Origin of the sequence: Ammoniphilus sp. YIM 78166, from assembly GCF_004522215.1 — a bacterium.
Lineage (GTDB): Bacteria > Bacillota > Bacilli > Aneurinibacillales > RAOX-1 > YIM-78166.
Genome location: NZ_SDLR01000002.1, coordinates 468,361 through 487,835, shown reverse-complemented (window position 1 = coordinate 487,835; position 19,475 = coordinate 468,361). Strand labels below are relative to the sequence as shown.

21 protein-coding genes and 1 pseudogene are annotated in these 19,475 nt (G+C 43.4%); 1 reads left to right on the top strand and 21 read right to left on the bottom strand.

Going from position 1 to position 19,475, the window contains the following annotated elements:
• Nucleotides 1–128: 128 nt before the first annotated feature.
• The 11 genes and pseudogenes from EIZ58_RS08480 to ccpN all read right to left on the bottom strand — a co-directional run.
• Nucleotides 129–428 (bottom strand): annotated as a pseudogene (locus EIZ58_RS08480) (arsenate reductase family protein); the annotation flags it as partial.
• A gap of 45 nt (nt 429–473) precedes the next feature.
• Nucleotides 474–1,292 carry an alpha/beta fold hydrolase gene (locus tag EIZ58_RS08475; RefSeq protein WP_167577572.1) on the bottom strand — a complete coding sequence of 273 codons (819 nt, stop codon included), beginning with the start codon at nt 1,290–1,292 and terminating at the stop codon, nt 474–476.
• Between the two features lie 29 nt (nt 1,293–1,321).
• On the bottom strand, nt 1,322–2,152 hold the full coding sequence (locus EIZ58_RS08470) for a DUF1444 family protein (RefSeq protein ID WP_134700168.1): 831 nt from the start codon (nt 2,150–2,152) through the stop codon (nt 1,322–1,324).
• Between the two features lie 19 nt (nt 2,153–2,171).
• Complete coding sequence (locus EIZ58_RS08465) at nt 2,172–3,287, bottom strand: Nif3-like dinuclear metal center hexameric protein (protein WP_134700167.1); 1,116 nt, start codon at nt 3,285–3,287, stop codon at nt 2,172–2,174.
• Nucleotides 3,263–3,991, bottom strand: coding sequence for a tRNA (adenine(22)-N(1))-methyltransferase (locus tag EIZ58_RS08460; RefSeq protein ID WP_134700166.1), 729 nt, complete (start codon nt 3,989–3,991; stop codon nt 3,263–3,265). Before EIZ58_RS08460 ends, EIZ58_RS08465 begins: the two co-directional genes overlap by 25 nt.
• Before the next feature lie 109 nt (nt 3,992–4,100).
• Nucleotides 4,101–5,240 carry an acyl-CoA dehydrogenase gene (locus EIZ58_RS08455; protein ID WP_134700165.1) on the bottom strand — a complete coding sequence of 380 codons (1,140 nt, stop codon included), beginning with the start codon at nt 5,238–5,240 and terminating at the stop codon, nt 4,101–4,103.
• A 354-nt stretch (nt 5,241–5,594) separates the two neighbouring features.
• Entirely contained in the window at nt 5,595–6,743 is a 1,149-nt protein-coding gene (gene rpoD / locus EIZ58_RS08450; protein ID WP_134700164.1) for an RNA polymerase sigma factor RpoD, read from the bottom strand.
• Between the two features lie 22 nt (nt 6,744–6,765).
• Nucleotides 6,766–8,595 (bottom strand): DNA primase, encoded by a 1,830-nt coding sequence (gene dnaG / locus EIZ58_RS08445; RefSeq protein ID WP_134700163.1) that lies wholly within the window; start codon nt 8,593–8,595, stop codon nt 6,766–6,768.
• A 172-nt stretch (nt 8,596–8,767) separates the two neighbouring features.
• Complete coding sequence (locus EIZ58_RS08440; protein ID WP_134700162.1) at nt 8,768–9,220, bottom strand: YaiI/YqxD family protein; 453 nt, start codon at nt 9,218–9,220, stop codon at nt 8,768–8,770.
• A 233-nt stretch (nt 9,221–9,453) separates the two neighbouring features.
• The gene (locus EIZ58_RS08435; RefSeq protein WP_134700161.1) at nt 9,454–10,269 is read right to left on the bottom strand and encodes a pyruvate, water dikinase regulatory protein; all 816 of its coding nucleotides are present in this window, start codon (nt 10,267–10,269) and stop codon (nt 9,454–9,456) included.
• Between the two features lie 50 nt (nt 10,270–10,319).
• Nucleotides 10,320–10,994, bottom strand: a complete 675-nt coding sequence (gene ccpN / locus EIZ58_RS08430; protein ID WP_305033927.1) for a transcriptional regulator CcpN — start codon at nt 10,992–10,994, stop codon at nt 10,320–10,322.
• 146 nt (nt 10,995–11,140) lie between these two features.
• Here ccpN and ade point away from each other — a divergent pair, with 146 nt between their 5' ends.
• Nucleotides 11,141–12,886, top strand: a complete 1,746-nt coding sequence (ade, locus tag EIZ58_RS08425; protein ID WP_134700160.1) for an adenine deaminase — start codon at nt 11,141–11,143, stop codon at nt 12,884–12,886.
• A 39-nt stretch (nt 12,887–12,925) separates the two neighbouring features.
• Here the strand turns inward: ade and EIZ58_RS08420 are convergent, their stop codons facing one another.
• From EIZ58_RS08420 to EIZ58_RS08375, 10 genes are all read right to left on the bottom strand, one after another.
• Entirely contained in the window at nt 12,926–13,186 is a 261-nt protein-coding gene (locus tag EIZ58_RS08420; protein ID WP_134700159.1) for an HPr family phosphocarrier protein, read from the bottom strand.
• Between the two features lie 40 nt (nt 13,187–13,226).
• Complete coding sequence (locus EIZ58_RS08415) at nt 13,227–13,565, bottom strand: hypothetical protein (protein WP_134700158.1); 339 nt, start codon at nt 13,563–13,565, stop codon at nt 13,227–13,229.
• Between the two features lie 206 nt (nt 13,566–13,771).
• Nucleotides 13,772–14,050, bottom strand: a complete 279-nt coding sequence (locus tag EIZ58_RS08410) for a DUF4342 domain-containing protein (protein WP_167577571.1) — start codon at nt 14,048–14,050, stop codon at nt 13,772–13,774.
• Nucleotides 14,028–14,819 carry a DNA repair protein RecO gene (recO, locus tag EIZ58_RS08405; RefSeq protein WP_134700156.1) on the bottom strand — a complete coding sequence of 264 codons (792 nt, stop codon included), beginning with the start codon at nt 14,817–14,819 and terminating at the stop codon, nt 14,028–14,030. Before recO ends, EIZ58_RS08410 begins: the two co-directional genes overlap by 23 nt.
• Nucleotides 14,820–14,854: 35 nt before the next feature.
• A complete protein-coding gene (locus EIZ58_RS08400) occupies nt 14,855–14,995 on the bottom strand; it encodes a YqzL family protein (RefSeq protein WP_134700155.1) in 141 nt (46 codons plus the stop codon).
• 141 nt (nt 14,996–15,136) lie between these two features.
• Entirely contained in the window at nt 15,137–16,042 is a 906-nt protein-coding gene (gene era, locus EIZ58_RS08395) for a GTPase Era (RefSeq protein WP_134700154.1), read from the bottom strand.
• Nucleotides 16,023–16,433, bottom strand: a complete 411-nt coding sequence (locus EIZ58_RS08390) for a cytidine deaminase (protein ID WP_134700153.1) — start codon at nt 16,431–16,433, stop codon at nt 16,023–16,025. Before EIZ58_RS08390 ends, era begins: the two co-directional genes overlap by 20 nt.
• Nucleotides 16,426–16,818, bottom strand: coding sequence for a diacylglycerol kinase (locus EIZ58_RS08385; RefSeq protein WP_134700152.1), 393 nt, complete (start codon nt 16,816–16,818; stop codon nt 16,426–16,428). Before EIZ58_RS08385 ends, EIZ58_RS08390 begins: the two co-directional genes overlap by 8 nt.
• Before the next feature lie 16 nt (nt 16,819–16,834).
• A complete protein-coding gene (ybeY, locus tag EIZ58_RS08380) occupies nt 16,835–17,266 on the bottom strand; it encodes an rRNA maturation RNase YbeY (RefSeq protein WP_205672133.1) in 432 nt (143 codons plus the stop codon).
• Nucleotides 17,263–19,455, bottom strand: a complete 2,193-nt coding sequence (locus tag EIZ58_RS08375; protein WP_134700151.1) for an HD family phosphohydrolase — start codon at nt 19,453–19,455, stop codon at nt 17,263–17,265. The genes ybeY and EIZ58_RS08375 overlap by 4 nt, the downstream gene beginning before the upstream one ends.
• Between the last annotated feature and the right edge of the window lie 20 nt (nt 19,456–19,475).

Here is a 19,475-nt window from a genome sequence, read left to right as displayed (position 1 = left end):
AAAAAGCTAAGGATTAGTCCTCATTCGACTAAAACTTGGAAATCAAATTTTTGAACCTAAAAAAATAACCGGAGAAAACCCCGGTTATTTCGACCTGAATGAAGATCAGGCTATATTTAGTAACAACCTTATGTCAAAATCCTCTCGTATGCTTTTTCGTCATAGCCTACAATGACTTGGTTATCTTTAATCACAATGGGACGACGGATTAATTTTGGATCCTTGGACAACTCTTCTAACAATTGATCAGGAGTTAATCCCTCGAGCTCAGACCTGCGCTCCTTATACACGACACCTTTTTTATTTAGAATTTCATCTAGTGGAATCTTATTCGTTATTTCCTTGAGTTCTTCAACCGAATAAGTATCTTTCATATATCTGCGCTCTTCATAAGCGACACCATGATCTTCAAGCCAAGACTTGGCTTTGCGACAGCTGGTTCAAGACGGATAAGTTGAAAATAATACGGACATTTATTTCTCCTCCTTCAATATCTTATTCTTCAACCACTCTTCAATGGCTGAATAGACCTCTCTTGTTTTTTCTTCGATTACTTGATGTCCTGCATTGGGAAGACTTACAAGGGTGGAATGAGGGAGATCTTGCCTTAAACGGATTCCCTTACGCAATGGGACAATTTGATCTTCTTCTCCCCAGATCAACAAGCAAGGCAACTTGATTCTGCCTAGTTCCTCCTGGCAAAGATCACCTTCACGGTAGCGAAGCAAGCCTATAAGGGTATCACAAAAATTCGCATCCCGAACCGGCTTGGAATAAACCTCCATCATTTCTTCATCTATGAGAGATGGATCATAAAAAGTTGTAGCTAAAACATCCTTTACTTTGAATCGCGTGATCCACCACTTTACCCATAGCCTCGCTAGCGGCAAATAGGACGCTGCTCTTGCTAAGGGATGTGCTTTGCTTAAATAACCAGATGCCCCGACCAGAATCATTCCTTTTACACTTTCCGGCGAAGCCAGTGCCATATGAAGCGCGATCTGGCCTCCCATGGAGTGACCGAGAAGAATCACTTCCTGCAGACGCATCTTCGAAATAAACTCTGTAACGAGAAGAGCATAATTTCGATAGGAGTATCGAAACCTAGAACCTTTTTCACTTTGACCGAATCCTAATAGGTCGAGAGCATATACGTCATAGTTTTTCTGCAGGAAGGGGACGAGCTTTTTAAACGTGTAGGTACATGCTAGGAAGCCATGAATGAGCACAATGGTATAAGCTGGTGATGATGAGAAAGATCGATGATATTCATAGTAAACTTCACCACCCATAAGGAGGGTGCGGCTACAGTTGGTCATCACTACTCTCCCTTTTTTCTCACAATCGACGGGGCGGCACCTGGAGCGGCCATTACCATAATAGGCTCTAACTCATTGTTCGCGTAAAGGAAAGGCAATGGCGAAATGGGAATATCCCCCTTCATGCAGAAGTCCATATTTATTCTAGACAATGCCTTGTAGCCTGTTTCATTTTGAATATCAGCCATAATTAACACATCTTGATGGGGGATCGCAATTCCCATATCCTTCGTCATTTTTCTTCTCATAAACGCTAAGAGTTCATCGTTTAAAATCCTGCTGGCTGCATAACCGTCCCGCTGAGAGAAAAAGTAAAAACGATTCCCTGCCACTTCATCTTCTTTAAAAGAAGTATCCAATTTTTTCAAGTTGGTTATCGCCATCTGATGAATCTCCTCGTCCCTATAACCGGACTCCTCAGCCATTTTTCGATCAATGACCACATAGGTCCTTCCTAAGTCTAGAGCATAAAAAATATGAGATTCAGCGGTATGTTCTCTATTAAGTAAGGGAACCCCTTGTTTTTCACGCGGGAAGGAAGCACTCCGAATAATGGGATACACCTGATCCTCGAATCCTTTTACCTGCTTGACCTGGGTGCTCGCATAAGCCATTTCTTTCATTTTCCGAACGGCTTCAGTTAAATAAGCTTCCTCTTTTCCTTGCTCCATTTTGGCGAGTACAGAGCTAATGGATAGTTGGAAGCCCACTCCTTCCAATGACTTGTGCATAACCTGAATTTGATCTTCCTTTTCTGTTACGGACCAAGCATCCGGTTCAAGTTCCTGATTTATTTTCTGAAGTAGAAAGGCCGTGGCTGCTTGTCTATCCATGTGTGATACATTCCTTTCTTTACAAAAATTGAAAAGGATCGGTATTGACTTTGGAAATGATGACTTGGGTCTCCGATTTGGTTTTCTGCAGTTTAGTCATCAAGATTTCCCTAAGAGCCTTTTTCATAATTTTTTCCACATTATGTCCTGGATCAATAAGAGCTAGCCCAGAAGCTATGGCATCATGAGCCGTATGATAGTATATATCACCAGTTACCAGCACATCTGCCCCTTTAAAAGCGGCTTTAGACACATAACTGTTACCGTCACCGCCGAGCACCGCCACTTTCTTCACCTGACGATTTAGCTCTCCCACTACACGCAGACCATTCACCTGAAAAACACCTTTTACTTGATCGGCCAGCTCCTTTAGACTTATTGGGTTTGGCAGCTTGCCAATTCTCCCTAATCCGTAGCTTTTACCGGCTTGCTCGAGTGGATAGATATCGTAGGCTACCTCCTCGTAAGGATGTGCTTTTAGCATGGCTTTGACTACACGGTTTTGCAGATCGCTTGAGATAATGGTTTCTAATCGAACTTCTTCTACCTTCTCCAACTCACCCTCCCTTCCAATAAAGGGTTGAGCCCCATCTCGAGGCATAAACGTTCCCGTTCCCTCCATATTAAAGGTACAGTGACTATACTTTCCAATCCAACCTGCTCCTGCTTCTGCAATCGCTTGTAGGACTTGATCATGATGGGAAACAGGAACAAATACAACCAGTTTCTTTAATTGCTCTGTATGGAGGACATCGATTGGCTCCGTTTCTATAAGCCCCAGAGCGTCCGCCATTAAATCGTTAATTCCGCCTGGTGCTACATCAAGATTCGTATGAGTAATATACACAGCAATATCGTGCTTAATCAACTTCTCGTAGAGACGGCCTGCAGGAAGATCCGTGCGTAAATTTTTCAGTGGACGAAAGATAACCGCATGGTGGGCAATGAGCAAATCTACCCCTTCTTGGATAGCTTCGTCTACTACTTCCTCTAGGACATCAAGGGTGACCATTACCTTTTTTATCTCCTTGTTTAAGGTACCTACCTGCAGTCCGATCTTGTCGCCCTCCATGGCTAAATGCTTTGGAGCAAATTCTTCTAACAGCTGAATTATCGTATGTCCGTTCGTAAGCATTGGAGCACCTCCTCAATCCACTCTAGTCTATGACTCATTTCTCTTTTCTTCTCTTGAGCCTCTGGAGCTTGCGACTTTTCTAGTCCCTTTACAACTCTTCGTGCTTTCTCTTGTTCTGATTCCCACTTTTCTAGTAGGATCGAAGAACCTTCTCTCCATAGGAAAGGACCTAGCTCAAACCATATTTCTCTGCTCCACTCGGAAGAGGCATATGGCTCTTGTGGATTTCCCCTTATTGCACTTAGCACTTCATAAATGACTCCATCCTCTTTCAGGATGCTTTCTGCCTGTAGCTCCCATCCATGGTTGTACAGCCATTCTCGTACATTACGCTCAGCTACATTCGGTTGCAGAACCAACCTCTCAACGGAAGACAGTCGATGAAGGCCTTGTTCAAGAATGTGGCAGATCAAAGTTCCTCCCATTCCTGCGATACAGATGGTATCAACTTCTCCGTCAGACAGAACAGCCAAACCATCACCTAGCCTTACGTCAATTCGTTCACCCAAACCTGTCGCCTGGACTTGTCTCTTGGCAGACTCCCATGGTCCTTTATTCACTTCTCCAGCAATCGCGGAGGAGGCTTTTCCTGTTTTTACGAGATAGACGGGTAAATACGCGTGGTCTGAACCAATGTCTGCTACCCTGCTATTCGGCAATACATAGCTTGCTATCGTTTCTAACCGCTTGGAAACGGTAATCATGCCATCACCTTACCTTAAATTAACACTGTGCCTCTATTTTACCTTAAATATGAAGAACAAACAAAAAGCGTAGAGTATTTCTCCTCTACGCTTGCCCCGTTATTCTTTCTTAACAGCCAATTTCTCTTGCGATGACAATACGCTGAACCTCAGATGTTCCTTCTCCAATCTCAAGAAGCTTGGCATCGCGATAGAAGCGCTCCACTTCGTATTCTTTCATATAGCCATAACCGCCATGAATCTGGATCGCTTGATCACATACTTTGGCTCCAGTCTCAGAAGCAAATAGCTTCGCCATGGAGGCTTCTTTCGAAAACTTTCGTCCTTGGTCCTTTAACCAGGCCGCTTTGTAAACCATGGTACGAGCTAGCTCAATATTCATCGCCATATCCGCAAGCTTGAATTGAATAGCTTGGAATTTGGACAGGCTTTGTCCGAATTGCTTACGATCTTTAGCATACTGTAAGGCCTTCTCATATGCCCCTTGAGCAAGGCCTACTGCCATGGCTCCAATACCAATACGACCGCCATCTAGGGTAATCAGGAACTGCTTGAAGCCATTCCCTTCGGTTCCTAGCATGCTTTCTTTTGGTACCCGTACATTTTCTAGGACCAGCTCCGTTGTGTTAGAGGCATGCAATCCCATTTTTTCATAATTGTTGATTACCGTAAAACCCGGAGCATCCGTAGGTACAATAAAAGCCGTGATGCCATTTGTTCCTTTAGAACGGTCTGTCACAGCTGTAACAGCCAAATGCTTCGCATAACTTGCATTGGTGATGAAGCACTTTGATCCATTTAGCACCCACTCATCCCCATCAAGAACAGCCGTAGTCTGTGTACCACCCGCATCCGATCCGGCATTAGGCTCAGTTAATCCAAAAGCACCAAGAGACTCTCCGCGACAGATGGGTGTTAAATATTTCTCTTTTTGCTCGTGGGTTCCAAAAGAGTTAATGGGAGCTCCGCCTAAAGAGATGTGCGCCGAATACGTAATACCAGTAGACCCGCAAACTCGGCTTAGCTCTTCTACTGCAATAGCAAAGCTGATTGTATCTGCCCCTCCACCACCGTATTGCTCGGGAAAAGGCAATCCCATCAATTCCAATTGAGACATTTTATTAATCACATCCAGTGGAAATTCCCCCGTGCGGTCCCTTTCAATGGCTCCAGGAGCAACCTCACCTTCAGCAAAATCCCGTACCATCTTTCTAATCATTCCTTGCTCTTCTGTTAAATCAAAATACATATCAACGCCTCCTTTGATTGAGCGCTTGCTCAGAAATTAGCCAAGTTTTTTGATGATTCTATTCTATAGTAATTATATAAAAAAACACCCTAGTTTGACAACGGTTTCATGTTTTATTTTTCCAATCCGACATTTGCATTGTCCTTTTAGAAACGCTAAAATAAAAAAAACTTCATCGAAGCAAATCCAAAGTAGCCAGACCGCCTTTAAAGGAAGTTTTTCCCCTTCGGGGACAACAGTTTCTTCCGAGCAAGATGTTAAATCAACGTAGTCCGGAAGCGATGAATGTTGTTATGCCTCCAGGAGCAAAAAATACACGGCGGAAACATATCCACCGTGCAGGGCACAAAAAAACTATTCAAGAAAATCCTTTAGTCTCTTACTGCGGCTAGGATGACGAAGCTTTCTTAAGGCCTTAGCTTCAATCTGGCGAATACGCTCGCGAGTAACGCCAAACACTTTCCCAACTTCTTCTAACGTCCTGGTTCTTCCATCGTCTAAGCCAAAACGCAGGCGGAGAACATTCTCTTCGCGGTCAGTTAAGGTATCTAAGACATCCTCTAGCTGCTCTTTCAACAATTCATATGCTGCGGCATCAGAAGGAGCTAACGCTTCTTGATCTTCTATAAAATCGCCTAGATGTGAATCGTCTTCTTCTCCAATCGGGGTTTCCAAGGAGACTGGCTCTTGAGCAATCTTCAGAATTTCACGTACCTTCTCAGGAGTAAGATCCATCTTTTCTGCGATTTCCTCAGGGGAAGGCTCTCTTCCGAGCTCTTGAAGAAGCTGACGAGATACCCGGATTAACTTATTAATCGTCTCCACCATGTGAACAGGAATCCGTATGGTTCTAGCCTGGTCTGCGATCGCACGGGTAATGGCTTGTCGGATCCACCAAGTCGCGTACGTACTGAACTTGTATCCCTTTTTATAATCGAATTTCTCTACTGCTTTAATTAAGCCCATGTTTCCTTCTTGGATCAAATCTAGGAAAAGCATTCCACGACCGACGTAACGCTTGGCAATACTTACGACTAGACGCAAGTTTGCTTCAGCTAGCCTTCTTTTTGCTTCTTCGTCTCCTGTTTCAATCCTTTGCGCTAAATTAATTTCCTCATCAGCAGATAATAAAGGAACACGGCCAATCTCTTTTAAGTACATGCGGACAGGATCATTAATTTTGATTCCTGGAGGAACGGATAGATCGTTGAGATCAAATTCTTCCTCATCATCCATTTCATCCTCAGGAACAATATCGTCTTCCTCGTCAGCTTCATTGATCATTTCAACGCCCTGATCCGATAAGTATTCATAAAACTCATCCATTTGATCAGAATCTTGCTCAAAAGGAGCTAAACGGTCCACTACTTCTTTATAGGTGAGAACCCCACGCTTCTTTCCTACTTCCACCAATTGTTCTTTAACCTGATCGAGATTTTGCTCGGATGCTTCCTGAACAACTTCTGTGACAACACCTGGCTTGTTTTCTGTTTTTTTGGCCATGGCATTCCCTCCTTCCTTGGGTTCATATGGATAACGGCCTGATAGACTTGCGAAGCTGCAGGATGCGAATTCCGACTTGTGCAGCCTTCAAACTGTCTCCGTCTTTTTCCAATCTTTTTTGTTCGTTTTTTAATTCCTCGATCTCCATCAAGATTGGATAATTGAGCACTTGCTGTATGTAATCGGATAACTCCCTGGAAGTGAGTTCTTCCGGGAATTCCTCTACGGCTAGTTTAGAAGCCAATGCAATGAGTCTCTCATCCTCTAATCCTGAGATGAATTTGCTTGGATTTGCGGTATTTCCCGTCGTATAATAGTGGTATAGATGAGCTGCAAGTGCAGCGAATTCATCCACATTAAAATTGCCACCAATTTTACGCATGATTTGGTCTGCCCAATCTTCATTATGAAGCATTAAGACAAGCAATCTCTTCTCAGCGTTATAATGAGCTGGAAGCAAAGATTTCACAGGCAAATGAACTCCATTATTTATACTATTATTCCATTTCTTTGACAGTTTATCCCTGCCAGCTGCCTTTTTTTGCTTATAATAGATCTTATACTGTTCTTGCTTCAACGCTTCTAACGAATAATCAAACTCCTCAGCCAATAACCGGATATAATGATCTCGTTCTACTGCGTTGCTCAAGGTTGAGATCTGCTCGAGTACCGAGTGAATAAATTGTAATCGCTGGGTTTCATTCGTAAGATCGAATCGCTTGCGCAGATTTTCCATTTTAAATGCGGTGATGGAGCTTGCTTCCTCGAGCTGTCGTTTAAATTGATCTGCTCCATACTTCTTAATGTAGTCATCTGGATCCAAGCCCTTCTCTAAGCTTACCATGCGTACCTGACACTCAAGGGCAAGAAGAATGTCAGCTGCCTTCATCGCCGCTTCAATCCCAGCCCGATCGGAATCATAGCAGATAAGGACTTGATCAGCGTTTCGTTTAATGATCTTTGCCTGACTCTCCGTTAGAGACGTACCAAGTGAAGCAATTCCATTCCGAACCCCAGCTTGCCAAGCCGCAAGGACATCCATATATCCCTCGAACAGGATTGCCTTCCGTTTTTTGCGAATATCATTTCTTGCTCGATGGAGGTTATATAAGATATGGCTCTTATTAAACAGAGGATGTTCAGGACTGTTTAAGTATTTCGGTTGCCCTTCACCTATCATTCTTCCCCCAAATGCAACAATCCTTCCTTGTGAATCCGCGATTGGAAACATCAATCGATTACGGAACAGATCAAATGGCTTCTGATCATATTCCCGCTTCGCCAAGAGGCCTGCCTTCTGCATTAGAGGCAGGTGAAATCCGCGTTTAGAAAGAAACTGCGTGGTAAACTCCCAACTATCTGGGGCGAATCCCAACTGGAATTCTTCAGCCGTTGCTTGGTCGATTCTCCTTGCAGCAAAGTACTCTCTAGCCTGTGCACCATGCTCTGTTTGAAATAAAAGATGATGATAAAGCTTACCAACCAGATCGTAAGCCTCAAACATCGAGCGCTTATCTCTTTGCTCCTCTGTTTCTGCTTCTTCATCGACAGTGGGCTGCGGCAGCTGTATTCCAGTTCGTTCTGCAAGATGCTGAACAGCTTCGGGAAAATTCATCCCCTCTAGCTTCATCAAAAAAGAAAAGACGTTACCTCCTTCACCACAACCAAAGCAATGAAAGATCTGTTTCTCTTCTAAGACAGAAAAGGAAGGTGTTCTTTCCGAGTGAAAAGGGCACAAGCCCATATAACTTCGACCGCTCTTTCTCAGTTGTACATATTGTCCAATCACATCGACAATATTATTTGAGTTTCTGATCTGGTCGATTAGTTCTTCAGGAAATTTGCTACTCATGATCTTCTCCCCTACCTCACCTTCTTTGTACGCTGCAATGACGTAGCCGATGTTGAGTTCCCACCATTCCCTAGACTATAAAGGGTTTGCCTGATGTGTAAGAGATAGTCCTCTTGCTGAAGATCTATTGAGTGAAACTAAAAATCGCATTTTGAAACTAATTCGTCAAAATTCAACATTCTCCTTCTTGCAGTTGCAAACATTTTTTTAAAACTTGGCGAAACTGCTCTTTTTCCATAGGAGTAATAGGTTTTGGTCCTTTGGACCTTTTTCCTGCGCTTCGTTCCTTCTGTAATCGATGTCGGGTCATTAAAAGATAATCAATATTATCATTAGTATATTCTTTACCTCTAGAACCGATAGCTAAACACTTCCGTCCTAGAACCATACAAGCCAAACCATAGTCGTCCGTTATGACAAGATCTCCTGCTGCCACCCGGTTCGCAATGAACATGTCAACCGATTGAAAACTCTTATCCACCACAATGGTCTGCGTCCACTCTTCCACCAATTGAAAATGGTTAGCGAACGAACAAACAAAGATGGCCTTGGTCTGATAGTTTGAAGCTTCCTCGGCAATGATCGATTTGGTGGGGCATGCATCTGCATCAACATAAATGATCATCCTGCCGACTCTCCTCCTGATTATTGTAGAACCTCCCCGGCTATCAGCTGCTAAAGATCATCGAATAATGTCGAAATGATTTTGGAACTTTTTCCGGTAGGTCTTCCCCATCAAGAAAGAAAATATGTTATAATAAGATTTATTAACTTTCTTACATAATATATACGATATTTTTTTACTTTTTCCTGCTGAAAAAATAAAAAGTTCTCGACAATCGAGAACTTTTTTGTTTTTTAACTTTGATTTCTTTTCCGTATAATCTCCATGATTAAGTTTGCAGTCTCTTCAACGGCCTTGTTTGAAACATTGATCACGGGGCATCCGATTCTCTTCATGACCTTTTCTGCGTACTCCAGCTCTTGCATAATTCTTTCTAAGCTTGCGTAGTTGGCTTGTGAAGCTAATCCGAGCGCCTTGAGTCTTTCCCGTCGGATCATATTCAACTGATCTGGGCTTATTGTCAAGCCAATACATTTCTTGACTGGAATCATATAGAGCTCCTCTGGAGGCTCCACTTCAGGTACAAGAGGAACATTGGCCACTTTAAAGCGCTTATTGGCGAGGTACATGGATAGCGGTGTTTTAGAAGTTCTAGATACCCCTATTAAGACCACATCTGCTCTTAGTAAACCTCTAGGATCTCTTCCGTCATCATATTTTACAGCAAACTCAATCGCTTCGACTTTCTTAAAATATTCTTCGTCTAATTGACGTACAAGTCCGGGTTGATTTTTGGACTTTCTTTTCACAACCCCTTCTAGGCTCTGGATCATAGGACTCATGATATCCACAACCGTTACGCCATGTTTTTTTGCGGTTTCCGTAAGATAAGACCTTAGCTCTGGGATTACAAGAGTAAAGGCAATCACAGCCTGGGATTCTTTAGCAGCAAGTACTAACTCGCTTATCGTTCCTTGGTCCTCCACATAAGGAAATTTTCTTATATCAATAGAATGACCTTCGAATTGGCTAGCTGCAGCCTTCACTACAACTTCAGCGGTTTCACCTACGGAGTCCGATACGATGAAAACAGTGGGTTCTACCAACATATCCTCACTGAAAATAAGCCATGCCTCCCTTCTTTTGCTTTAAGCGTAGGTCAGATGGATTGGTCACTCGCCAGCTCCAAGTATGCCTTGGTCACTGTGGTTTTGGTTACTCTCCCGACCACCTCTAGCACAGCCCTTCCACCATCTTGCTCTTCCTTCACTACGGGCAAAGAGTCAATCTGATAATTAATGAGCTTCTTAGCTACTTCAACGATGCTGTCCTCTGGATAGCAGGTAATGATGTTTGGCATCCTGGTCATAATGATATTAACCGGAATTTCTTCAAGCTTTTGCTTTCCCAGCATCGCTCTTAACAAGTCTTTGCGAGAAACAACACCAGCAAGGTATCCTTTATCATTAACTACATATAGCGTTCCTACATCTTCCAAAAACAAAGTACACACGGCCTCATAGACAGAGGTCGATTCTTTTATGACGACCGGTAATGCTTTATAATCCTTAACGAATTTTTTACGTGCAAGATCACCTAAAAGTTGGGGGGCACTCTTGCCTGAGTAAAAATATCCAACCCGAGGTCTAGCATCTAAATATCCTGCCATAGTTAGGATGGCGAGGTCCGGACGCAAGGTAGCTCTCGTCAAGTTAAGCTTATCGGCGATCTGCTCCCCGGTAATGGGTCCCTCATTCCTTACAATCTCCAAAATTAAGTCCTGGCGTTTTGTCAGCTCGATGTTGATCACCATCCCTACTTCTAAATATGTCATACTAATTCCATGTTTTTATTATATAGTATGAAACATATTGATAACAGAGTTTCTTTTGTCTGAAAGAAAAGTGACTAGAGTATTTTTCTACATTCTTAGCCATAAAATGTGTAAAAGGATCTGTTTAGCAGAAAGGGATGAATTCCATGGATAAACTCCAAGAAGATCTAAAAAAAAGAATACTTGTTGCAGGGCACGAGCTCGCTGCAGACCTAGTTATTAAGAATGCCAGAATCATTAATGTATTCACAGGAGAAATCATGGACGGCGATGTAGCCATTACCGACGGAATGATCGCTGGAATTGGATCTTACCAGGGCAAAAAATTCCTTGATGCACAAGGTCAATACCTTATTCCAGGCTTCATTGATGGTCATGTGCATATTGAATCCGCTATGGTTCTGCCTAAAGAGTTAGCTAAGGTGCTGTTACCTCACGGGGTAACTACCATTATAGCAGATCCTCACGAAATCGCGAACGTTCATGGGGTCGAAGGTTTACAGTTTATGTTGCAATCCATTGAAAACCTCTCTCTTGATGTATACTATATGCTCCCTTCCAGCGTGCCGGCTACTCCCTTTGAAAATGCTGGAGCCCGCTTACTTGCAGAAGACCTTATCTCTTTCTATTCACATTCCAACGTGTTGGGTCTGGCAGAAGTCATGGATTTTCCCTCTGTTAAAAAAGCTACATTAGACATGCTTCAAAAGTTATCCACTGCGCATAATCAGTCAGCCAAAATTGACGGTCATGCGGCTGGTCTTTCTTATGAGGCCTTAAATATCTATATGGCAGCAGGCATTCGAACAGATCATGAAGCCGTTTCCGTAGAGGACGCAAGAAATCGCCTTTCATTAGGTATGTACTTAATGATCCGGCAAGGATCTGTAGCGCGTGACTTAATCAATCTTCTACCTGCCATCACCCCCAGCAATGCTAAACGCTGTTTATTTGTTACAGATGACAAACACTTAGACGATCTCTTAGAGGAAGGAAGTATTGACCATAATGTCAGACTTGCCATCCAAAATGGGATTGAACCTATCACAGCAATTCAAATGGCCACCCTAAATGTTGCGGAATGCTTCGGTCTTACCGACGTAGGGGCCATAGCCCCAGGATACAAAGCTGACCTCCTGCTGCTAGAGAACCTTGAATCGATTTCTATTTCCCATGTCCTAAAGCATGGCGATCTTGTATATCAGAAGGGAAGCCATCTCCAAAAATCAACGTCCGATTCCAATTCAGCACCCATTCCCCTACCCAATAGTGTTAATCTGGCCCCCCTCTCCCTGGAACAGCTGTCTATCCCTCTCGCATCGGCACGTTGCAATGTGATTGGTATTATTCCTAACAGCTTGGTGACGCAACACCTTCAGGAAGAAGTAGATGTAAAAGACGGTGTCTTCGTTGCCTCCACGGAAAATGATCTGCTTAAGCTGGCTGTATTGGAAAGACACCATCAAACAGGGAACATTGGGTTAGGTATCGTAAAAGGATTTGGCTTAAAAAGAGGCGCTATAGCCTCCACTATCGCTCACGATTCCCATAATCTCATTTGCGTGGGGGTTAAAGATGAAGATATGCTATTAGCGATCCGTCACTTAGAAAAGGTAAAAGGAGGACTAGTAGTCGCTCATAGCGGAAAAATCCTAGCCTCTCTTCCTTTGCCAGTTGCCGGCTTAATGTCTGACCGACCTTACCTAGAGGTCTACGACGGTCTAAAGGAAATTGCCAAGGGGCTTCGTTACTTAGAAGCAAGTGAACAATTTAATCCTTTTTTGACCTTGTCCTTTCTGGCGCTACCTGTTATACCTCAATTGAAGCTTACGGATTTGGGGCTGTTCGATTTTTCCCAGTTCAAGCATATCCCCATTGAGGTTGATGGTTAGTTGGAAATTTGAGAAAGGCAGCTTACTTGCAGCCTTTCTCTAGGCGGACGCAGAACCTAGAATTTCACTTAAATGGGCTAAAGCTTGTTCAGCATCTGCACCTTCCGCACTAAGAATAATCCGTTCACCAACGGTTGTATTTAATAGATGCAGGATGCCAAGATAGCCTTTAGCATTGATTTGCAGCTCTCTCTGCTGCAGAAGAATGTAGCTTCGAAATCGATTGGCTTCCTGAACGAATTGGACCAGAAGTTGAGGGTTACAATCTTGAGCAAACGTAATAGTTACCTCTTTTTTCATCAATCATTCTCCTTACGACCGTATTACCTACTTTGAGGAGTTACGATGGGGAATCTAGCTCTTTCAATATCTGTCCTAATTCATCAAACCACTGCCGATCCGAAACTTCTACAGCTAGGGTCTGCATTTGCAGCAATTGGGCTTTGAACAGCTTCTTCTCTTTTTCATGGCCTAACCAAGGAGCAATTTCTAATCGGGATACCACCATTTCCTGACCGTCCGCGAGTCTTAGAGAAAACAGGCCGTTCGTTTTAATACAACAAATTTCGCCTATTTCTTGATACAGATAATTCTCTTCATTGATGACTTGAACGAAATCTCCTCTTTGGAATAGTCCATAGTGCTTCATTTCAACCCCTCTTTTAAAAGAAATTAGCATCAAGAGCCCACCTTGTTACTCAACACAGCGCTAATCAGGTAAATGACAAGGTTATATAGGTGACTTTTGCACATAGGTGACTTATATTTTTACTATAAAGAACAATGACTCACGAGACAATAGGCTTTTTTTGTTGAATTTTAGTTTTTTTTGAACAAAATAAAAAAAATCTCCTTCCGTAACCCTCTGGAGGAGATTTCTCGTGATTATTTCTTTTCAACTACAATCCTACAGTCTAAAGCAAGCAAGGATATCATGGAAAACAAGGATATGAAGGGGAATAAAGTGGCCACGACCCCTCCATACACGACTGGTATAGATGCTAACGGACGACCCTGGTGCCAGATGGAGATACGTACGACATTCGCAAGTTTTAATAGATCTTTAGCTAACCCCCAAGCATCTTTTCCTTTTGCTTCATAGGTTTCCTGTTCAGGAAGTAACTCATCTATCCACTCTTGATCATGACTGGCGGTTCTCTGCATCTTCATTCTCCTTTCGAGGAAAATATTGCTCCATCTTCTCCAACTGATCAATGAAGGTTCTGGTTTTCAACCGAATGCCTGTATATTCGTCCATAAAAAGATACATGATTTTTTGCAGTTGTTGTTTCGTCTCCCTCTTCACCGTAATTTTCCCCAAATGACTGATATCTAGATTCTGTATTATGGATAAAATACGCGTTACTCCATCGGAGAGAAGCATGGCATGAGGATCTTTTCTTCGGCATGACTCGCACAGGAGTCCTCCTTCACGAATACTGAAAAACCAGGGAGACTGGCCTTTCCTGCAGGAGGCACAGGTATCGAGAATAGGTTTATACCCATGCATGGAGAGCAGTTTGAGCTCGTAAATGCGACAGATGATCTCACTATCTTTCCCGTCCTCCAACTGATGTAAAGAATGGAGCAAGAGCTGGTACAACCCCCCGTTTTTTTTGCGCTCTTCTGACATCCTGTCCGTTAATTCTAAAATATAACTTGCGTAGGCCGTTCGATACAGATCGCCTCTAATATGGGGGAAGATTTGGATAAGATCTGCCTGATTCAGGGAAGCTAAACCCGATCCGATATGAAATAGAAAAAAGGCATGGGTGAAGGGCTGAGAAACCGCAGCAAATCTGCTCTTGGTTTTTCTGGCACCCTGTGCCATCATCCCCACCTTGCCCATTTCTTTGGTATAAACCGTTAAAATTTTATTTCCCTCTCCGTAGTCGCTCGTTCTCAAAACAATACCTTCGGTCTTTCCTAACACCTTGTGCCTCCCTCATAATCGAGGTCACCTAATCTCTACCCTTCATTTTCCTCCGAAACCATGGATAATTCCGTTTCATCATCTCCATCTATGCTGACGCGCTGTGAATCCTTATAGAGAAGATAAGCGTCAATGTTTCCTGTTGCACTAAATAAGTTCCAAGAAATATTTTGCATCGGCCGTTATCATCCTTTCGGGAGAAATTGATGTGGCATCACTGGGTAAAGGACATCTAGGAAAAGATAAATTTGCCTAGTTTTCTCTATAAGATTAGAGTGACCTTACTTCCGAAATCATATGCTTAGGAATTTTTTCCATTATGGTTCCAATTGAAATCCAAAATCCTTCAATAGGCGATCTTGATTACGCCAGTCCTTTTTGACTTTGACGCGCAGTTCCAAGAATATTCTGGTGCCTAGTAATCGCTCGATGTCTTGCCTCGCACGCTTCCCAATTTCCTTTAGCATGGATCCTTGCTTACCCACTAGGATTCCTTTCTGGGATTCTTTCTCTGCATAGATTCCCGCATAAATATAGATGGCATTGCTATCTTCTCTTCGCTCTATATGCTCAATCGCTACAGCCACAGAGTGAGGAACTTCTTCTCTTGTAAGATGCAACACTTTTTCTCGAATCAGCTCCTGCATAATAAACCGCTCGGGGTGATCCGTTACTTGATCTGGTGGATAGTATTGCGGTCCTTGAGGCAGCAGCTCAAGCATTTGCTCCATGAGGGTGGTCACATTATTCCCTTGTAAGGCCGATACGGGTATGATCTCTTTAAATGGATATAGAGTCCGATATTCCTCGATAAATGGAAGCAATGCTTCCGGGTGCACCTTGTCGATTTTATTGATAATGAGAAACACTGGGGTCTTTACCTCTTCAAGTTTCTCAATAATAAAACGATCCCCAGGTCCAAGCTTTTCCGAAGCATCCACTAGGAATAGGATAAGATCTACTTCTTTTAAGGCTGTTTCCACAGAGGTGTTCATATACTCTCCGAGCTTGGACTTCGGTTTATGTATTCCTGGGGTATCCATGAAAATGATCTGTCCCTTTTCTCCTGTATACACCGCTCTGATTTTATTGCGAGTCGTTTGCGGTTTGTCCGACATAATCGCAATTTTCTGACCCACAACTTGGTTCATGAGGGTGGATTTACCAACATTAGGTCTTCCGATAATAGCAACGAATCCTGACTTATAACCTGTTTTGTTCATTTAGATCCTCCTGATTGAATGCCCCCGGTAGAAGCTCAGCTACCGTTTTAATTAACGTTTCTCCTTTTAGGTTGCCCATGATGACCTCCATATCTGGCGGGCACAGCTCTGCCAATACCTGGCGGCAGGCACCGCACGGAGCCACTGGTCGGGGAGTATCCGCAATAACGGCCATCTTCTGGTATTTTCTTTCCCCTTCGGAAAAGGCTTTAAACAAAGCCGTACGTTCGGCGCAGTTGCATAAGCTATAGGCTGCATTTTCGATATTAAATCCGGTAAAGACATCACCCTTGTCTGTTAATAGAGCCGCTCCTACTTTAAAATGAGAATAAGGAACATATGCGCCTTCCCTTGCTTCCTTGGCCTTTTGCATTAATGCTTGATTATCCATTGAACGAACCTCCTATTGTTCTTATTACTTGAAGCAGTGGTTCTAGGAAAACATAAAAACCAACCAATATAGACAGTACAGCTGCAAGCAACACGGCTCCTGCAGCTACATCCTTTGCCACCTTAGCTAAAGGGTGGTATTGATCGGTTACAAGGTCGACTGTTGCTTCAATTGCCGTATTGACCATTTCCAGTATGAGGACTAAAAAAATAGAAAAAAAGACCAGCAAAACTTCATTCCATGGGATCTCCAGCAACCAACTGGCCAAGAAAACCATCGTGGCGGCTCCTACATGGATCTGCATGTTTCGCTGTGTCTTAATCGTATAGGCTATCCCTTCCATGGCGTTTCCGAAGCTTCGGATCAGGCGTGTCCATTCGCCCATTTTCTCTCCACCTTACCTAACGGATTAACCCAAATTCCTGCAGGATCTGCTCCTGACGTGCAAACATCTCCCTTTCTTCCGCCTCAGTTTCATGATCGTACCCTAGTAAATGGAGAAAGCCATGTACCGTAAGGAAGCCTAATTCCCGCTCAAAGGAATGACCGTAATCCTCCGCCTGCTCCCGTACCTTGGGAATGGAGATAATGATATCTCCCAACGCATCCTCTTCATCCAATGGAAAAGAAAGTACATCCGTAGATTTATCTTTATTTCGGAACTGCTGATTTAATTCTTTGATTCGTTCATTATCTACGAATGTAATGGCTACTTCTTTTTCTGAAATCCCTTCGAGCTCAGCAGCTTTCTCGAGCAAATGGACAAGGGTGTCCATTTGCTCGGCAGTTAGGGATTCTTCTTGTTCATTTAAAATTTCAACCATTAACGTCACGCCCGTTTCACCTCTGCTTCTTCAGGGTACTCGATCCGATTATGAAAGATTCCTTGCAGCGTTTCACATATGCTCCGAGTGATAAGCTCCAGCTCCTGGAACGTTAGGTCGCATTCACTGAATTGTCCATCATCCAGCCGATCCTTTACTATCTTGCGCACTAGCGTCTCTACGCGCTCTGGTGTGGGCTTAGACAAGGATCGAACGGCAGCTTCTACACTATCGCAGATCCCGACAACGGCAGATTCCTTGAACTGAGCCTTGGGGCCTGGATAGCGGTAGTCAGACTCTAAAACGGCCGATCCTGAATCTTGCATCGCCTTATGGTAAAAAAACTTGAGTAACGTGGTCCCATGGTGCTGTTCGGCGATATCTTGAATCGGCTTAGGCAGTTTATGCTCTTGCAATAGTTTTACCCCGTCCGCTGGATGAGCAATAATAATGGTCCGGCTTAAGCTAGGAGCAATCTTGTCATGTGGGTTTTCTTTGCCTATTTGATTCTCTATAAAAAATTGAGGACGCCTCATTTTCCCAACATCATGATAATAAGATCCTACCCGGGCAAGCAGACCATTGGCTCCTATGGCTTCGGAAGCTGCCTCGGAAAGATTGGCCACCATAATACTATGGTGATACGTCCCCGGAGTCTCCATGAGTAGACGACGCAACAACGGATGATTCGGATTTGAAAGTTCTATAAGCTTCATCGTAGATAATATTCCAAAGGCCGACTCAAAAAACGGGACAAGTCCCATCGTTAAAATAGAAGATAACAGCCCGCTGAGTATGGCATAGCCGTAAAGGTGTACTAGATCACCCCATTTTACCGAATAAAACAGCATGTATACGGAGGTAATCGAAAGGATGTTCACCAGGACGACCAGTGAGCCTGCTAAAAGAATGTTACGCTTTAGCTTAGGTTTACCTAGAGCATAGGCAGCAGTTAAGCAGGCAGATAAAGCCACAAACCCATATCGATAATCAAAAAGGTAGGTGCTGTCTGTATTAAAGATGATGCTTGAGCAGATAGAGAAAAGCACCCCAGCAAACATAGCCAACCTCTGGTCTAGGAACAGAGCGATCAGCATACTCCCAAATGAAACAGGGGCAAGAAAACCAATAAACGAATACTCTAGGGCCTGTCCTAAACTTACGATCTTCATCGTCATTAGAGTAAGCAAAATAATGGTCATCAGCATCATCAACTGCTGGTTATCCATTTTAAAATCGGGTTTATTCTGACCTAGGTAAAAATAGAAAAAAGCGATGCACAGCAAGACGAGTAACAACAAACCTAAATAAGGAAAATAGTTGGGTTTGTGGGTCAATAAGCCTGCTACCCCTAGTTTCCTGTACGTTTCTTCGGTAATGTATTCCCCTTCACCTACTAGTATATCCCCTTTATGAATAACGATCGGCTTCACCGCTTTTATCGCCTTGTCCTTCGCTTGTTCTGTCGCTTGTTCATCAAACACAATATTGGGCACAATGCTCGCTAGTACAAGCTCCTTTACCACTTGAAGTGCTCTGCTCTCAAGTTCTGTACCTGACAGGTGCTGATTCACTCGTTCCTGGGTCTGGGATTCCCCAGTCAATCTTACCCCCTCTAACATAACGGCAGATATGATATTGCGGGAGATCGTTTTGATGATGGCCAGGGATTCGGGGGATTGCTTTAATAGTGTCCGATACGTCTCGTCGGACAGCTGATAAGGGATACTGTCCTTAAGTTGGCTAATCCACTCCTCTTGAGTCGGCAGCTTATCTTCCCACTCAGCGAGTGAATCCGAAGTTTCCTGATCTCCTAAAGCTTCCCTTTCAGCTTGAGCTGCGAGTTCCAGTTTTTCTTGCTGTAGCCTCGTTTCTGTTACACTTCGAAAGATCTGGTCAAGAACCTTCAACTGATTGTTTGTTATTCTCTCGTCCAGGACATAAATTGGCTTAATGGATTTCACTGCCTCATCCCTAAAACGCTGAGTTAGATCGACATCTTCTACTTCCATGGGAGCTACGATCTTCATATTGCTGATCGTATTCTCCTTCAGATCGTATGTCTTTGGAACTACATGCTCCAAGAGCAAAAAATAAATGCCTATCGCTAAAAAGAAAAAAAGAAGCATCCGGACAGCCCAGCTTGTCTTCCATGTCTCCGGGATACGCCATGTTCCCTGGAGTAACCCTTTTTTCATGTATAACAGCCCCTTTGCTT

Bases quoted from the DNA above. Each gene is read 5' to 3' on its own strand.
- EIZ58_RS08475 (WP_167577572.1), bottom strand. From the start codon at position 1,292: ATGGGTGGTGAAGTTTACTATGAATATCATCGATCTTTCTCATCATCA.
- EIZ58_RS08470 (WP_134700168.1), bottom strand. From the start codon at position 2,152: ATGGATAGACAAGCAGCCACGGCCTTTCTACTTCAGAAAATAAATCAG.
- EIZ58_RS08465 (WP_134700167.1), bottom strand. From the start codon at position 3,287: ATGCTTACGAACGGACATACGATAATTCAGCTGTTAGAAGAATTTGCT.
- EIZ58_RS08460 (WP_134700166.1), bottom strand. From the start codon at position 3,991: ATGATTACCGTTTCCAAGCGGTTAGAAACGATAGCAAGCTATGTATTG.
- EIZ58_RS08455 (WP_134700165.1), bottom strand. From the start codon at position 5,240: ATGTATTTTGATTTAACAGAAGAGCAAGGAATGATTAGAAAGATGGTA.
- rpoD (WP_134700164.1), bottom strand. From the start codon at position 6,743: ATGGCCAAAAAAACAGAAAACAAGCCAGGTGTTGTCACAGAAGTTGTT.
- dnaG (WP_134700163.1), bottom strand. From the start codon at position 8,595: ATGAGTAGCAAATTTCCTGAAGAACTAATCGACCAGATCAGAAACTCA.
- EIZ58_RS08440 (WP_134700162.1), bottom strand. From the start codon at position 9,220: ATGATCATTTATGTTGATGCAGATGCATGCCCCACCAAATCGATCATT.
- EIZ58_RS08435 (WP_134700161.1), bottom strand. From the start codon at position 10,269: ATGTTGGTAGAACCCACTGTTTTCATCGTATCGGACTCCGTAGGTGAA.
- ccpN (WP_305033927.1), bottom strand. From the start codon at position 10,994: ATGACATATTTAGAAGTAGGGATGGTGATCAACATCGAGCTGACAAAA.
- ade (WP_134700160.1), top strand. From the start codon at position 11,141: ATGGATAAACTCCAAGAAGATCTAAAAAAAAGAATACTTGTTGCAGGG.
- EIZ58_RS08420 (WP_134700159.1), bottom strand. From the start codon at position 13,186: ATGAAAAAAGAGGTAACTATTACGTTTGCTCAAGATTGTAACCCTCAA.
- EIZ58_RS08415 (WP_134700158.1), bottom strand. From the start codon at position 13,565: ATGCTAATTTCTTTTAAAAGAGGGGTTGAAATGAAGCACTATGGACTA.
- EIZ58_RS08410 (WP_167577571.1), bottom strand. From the start codon at position 14,050: ATGCAGAGAACCGCCAGTCATGATCAAGAGTGGATAGATGAGTTACTT.
- EIZ58_RS08400 (WP_134700155.1), bottom strand. From the start codon at position 14,995: ATGCAAAATATTTCTTGGAACTTATTTAGTGCAACAGGAAACATTGAC.
- era (WP_134700154.1), bottom strand. From the start codon at position 16,042: ATGAACAAAACAGGTTATAAGTCAGGATTCGTTGCTATTATCGGAAGA.
- EIZ58_RS08390 (WP_134700153.1), bottom strand. From the start codon at position 16,433: ATGGATAATCAAGCATTAATGCAAAAGGCCAAGGAAGCAAGGGAAGGC.
- EIZ58_RS08385 (WP_134700152.1), bottom strand. From the start codon at position 16,818: ATGGGCGAATGGACACGCCTGATCCGAAGCTTCGGAAACGCCATGGAA.
- EIZ58_RS08375 (WP_134700151.1), bottom strand. From the start codon at position 19,455: ATGAAAAAAGGGTTACTCCAGGGAACATGGCGTATCCCGGAGACATGG.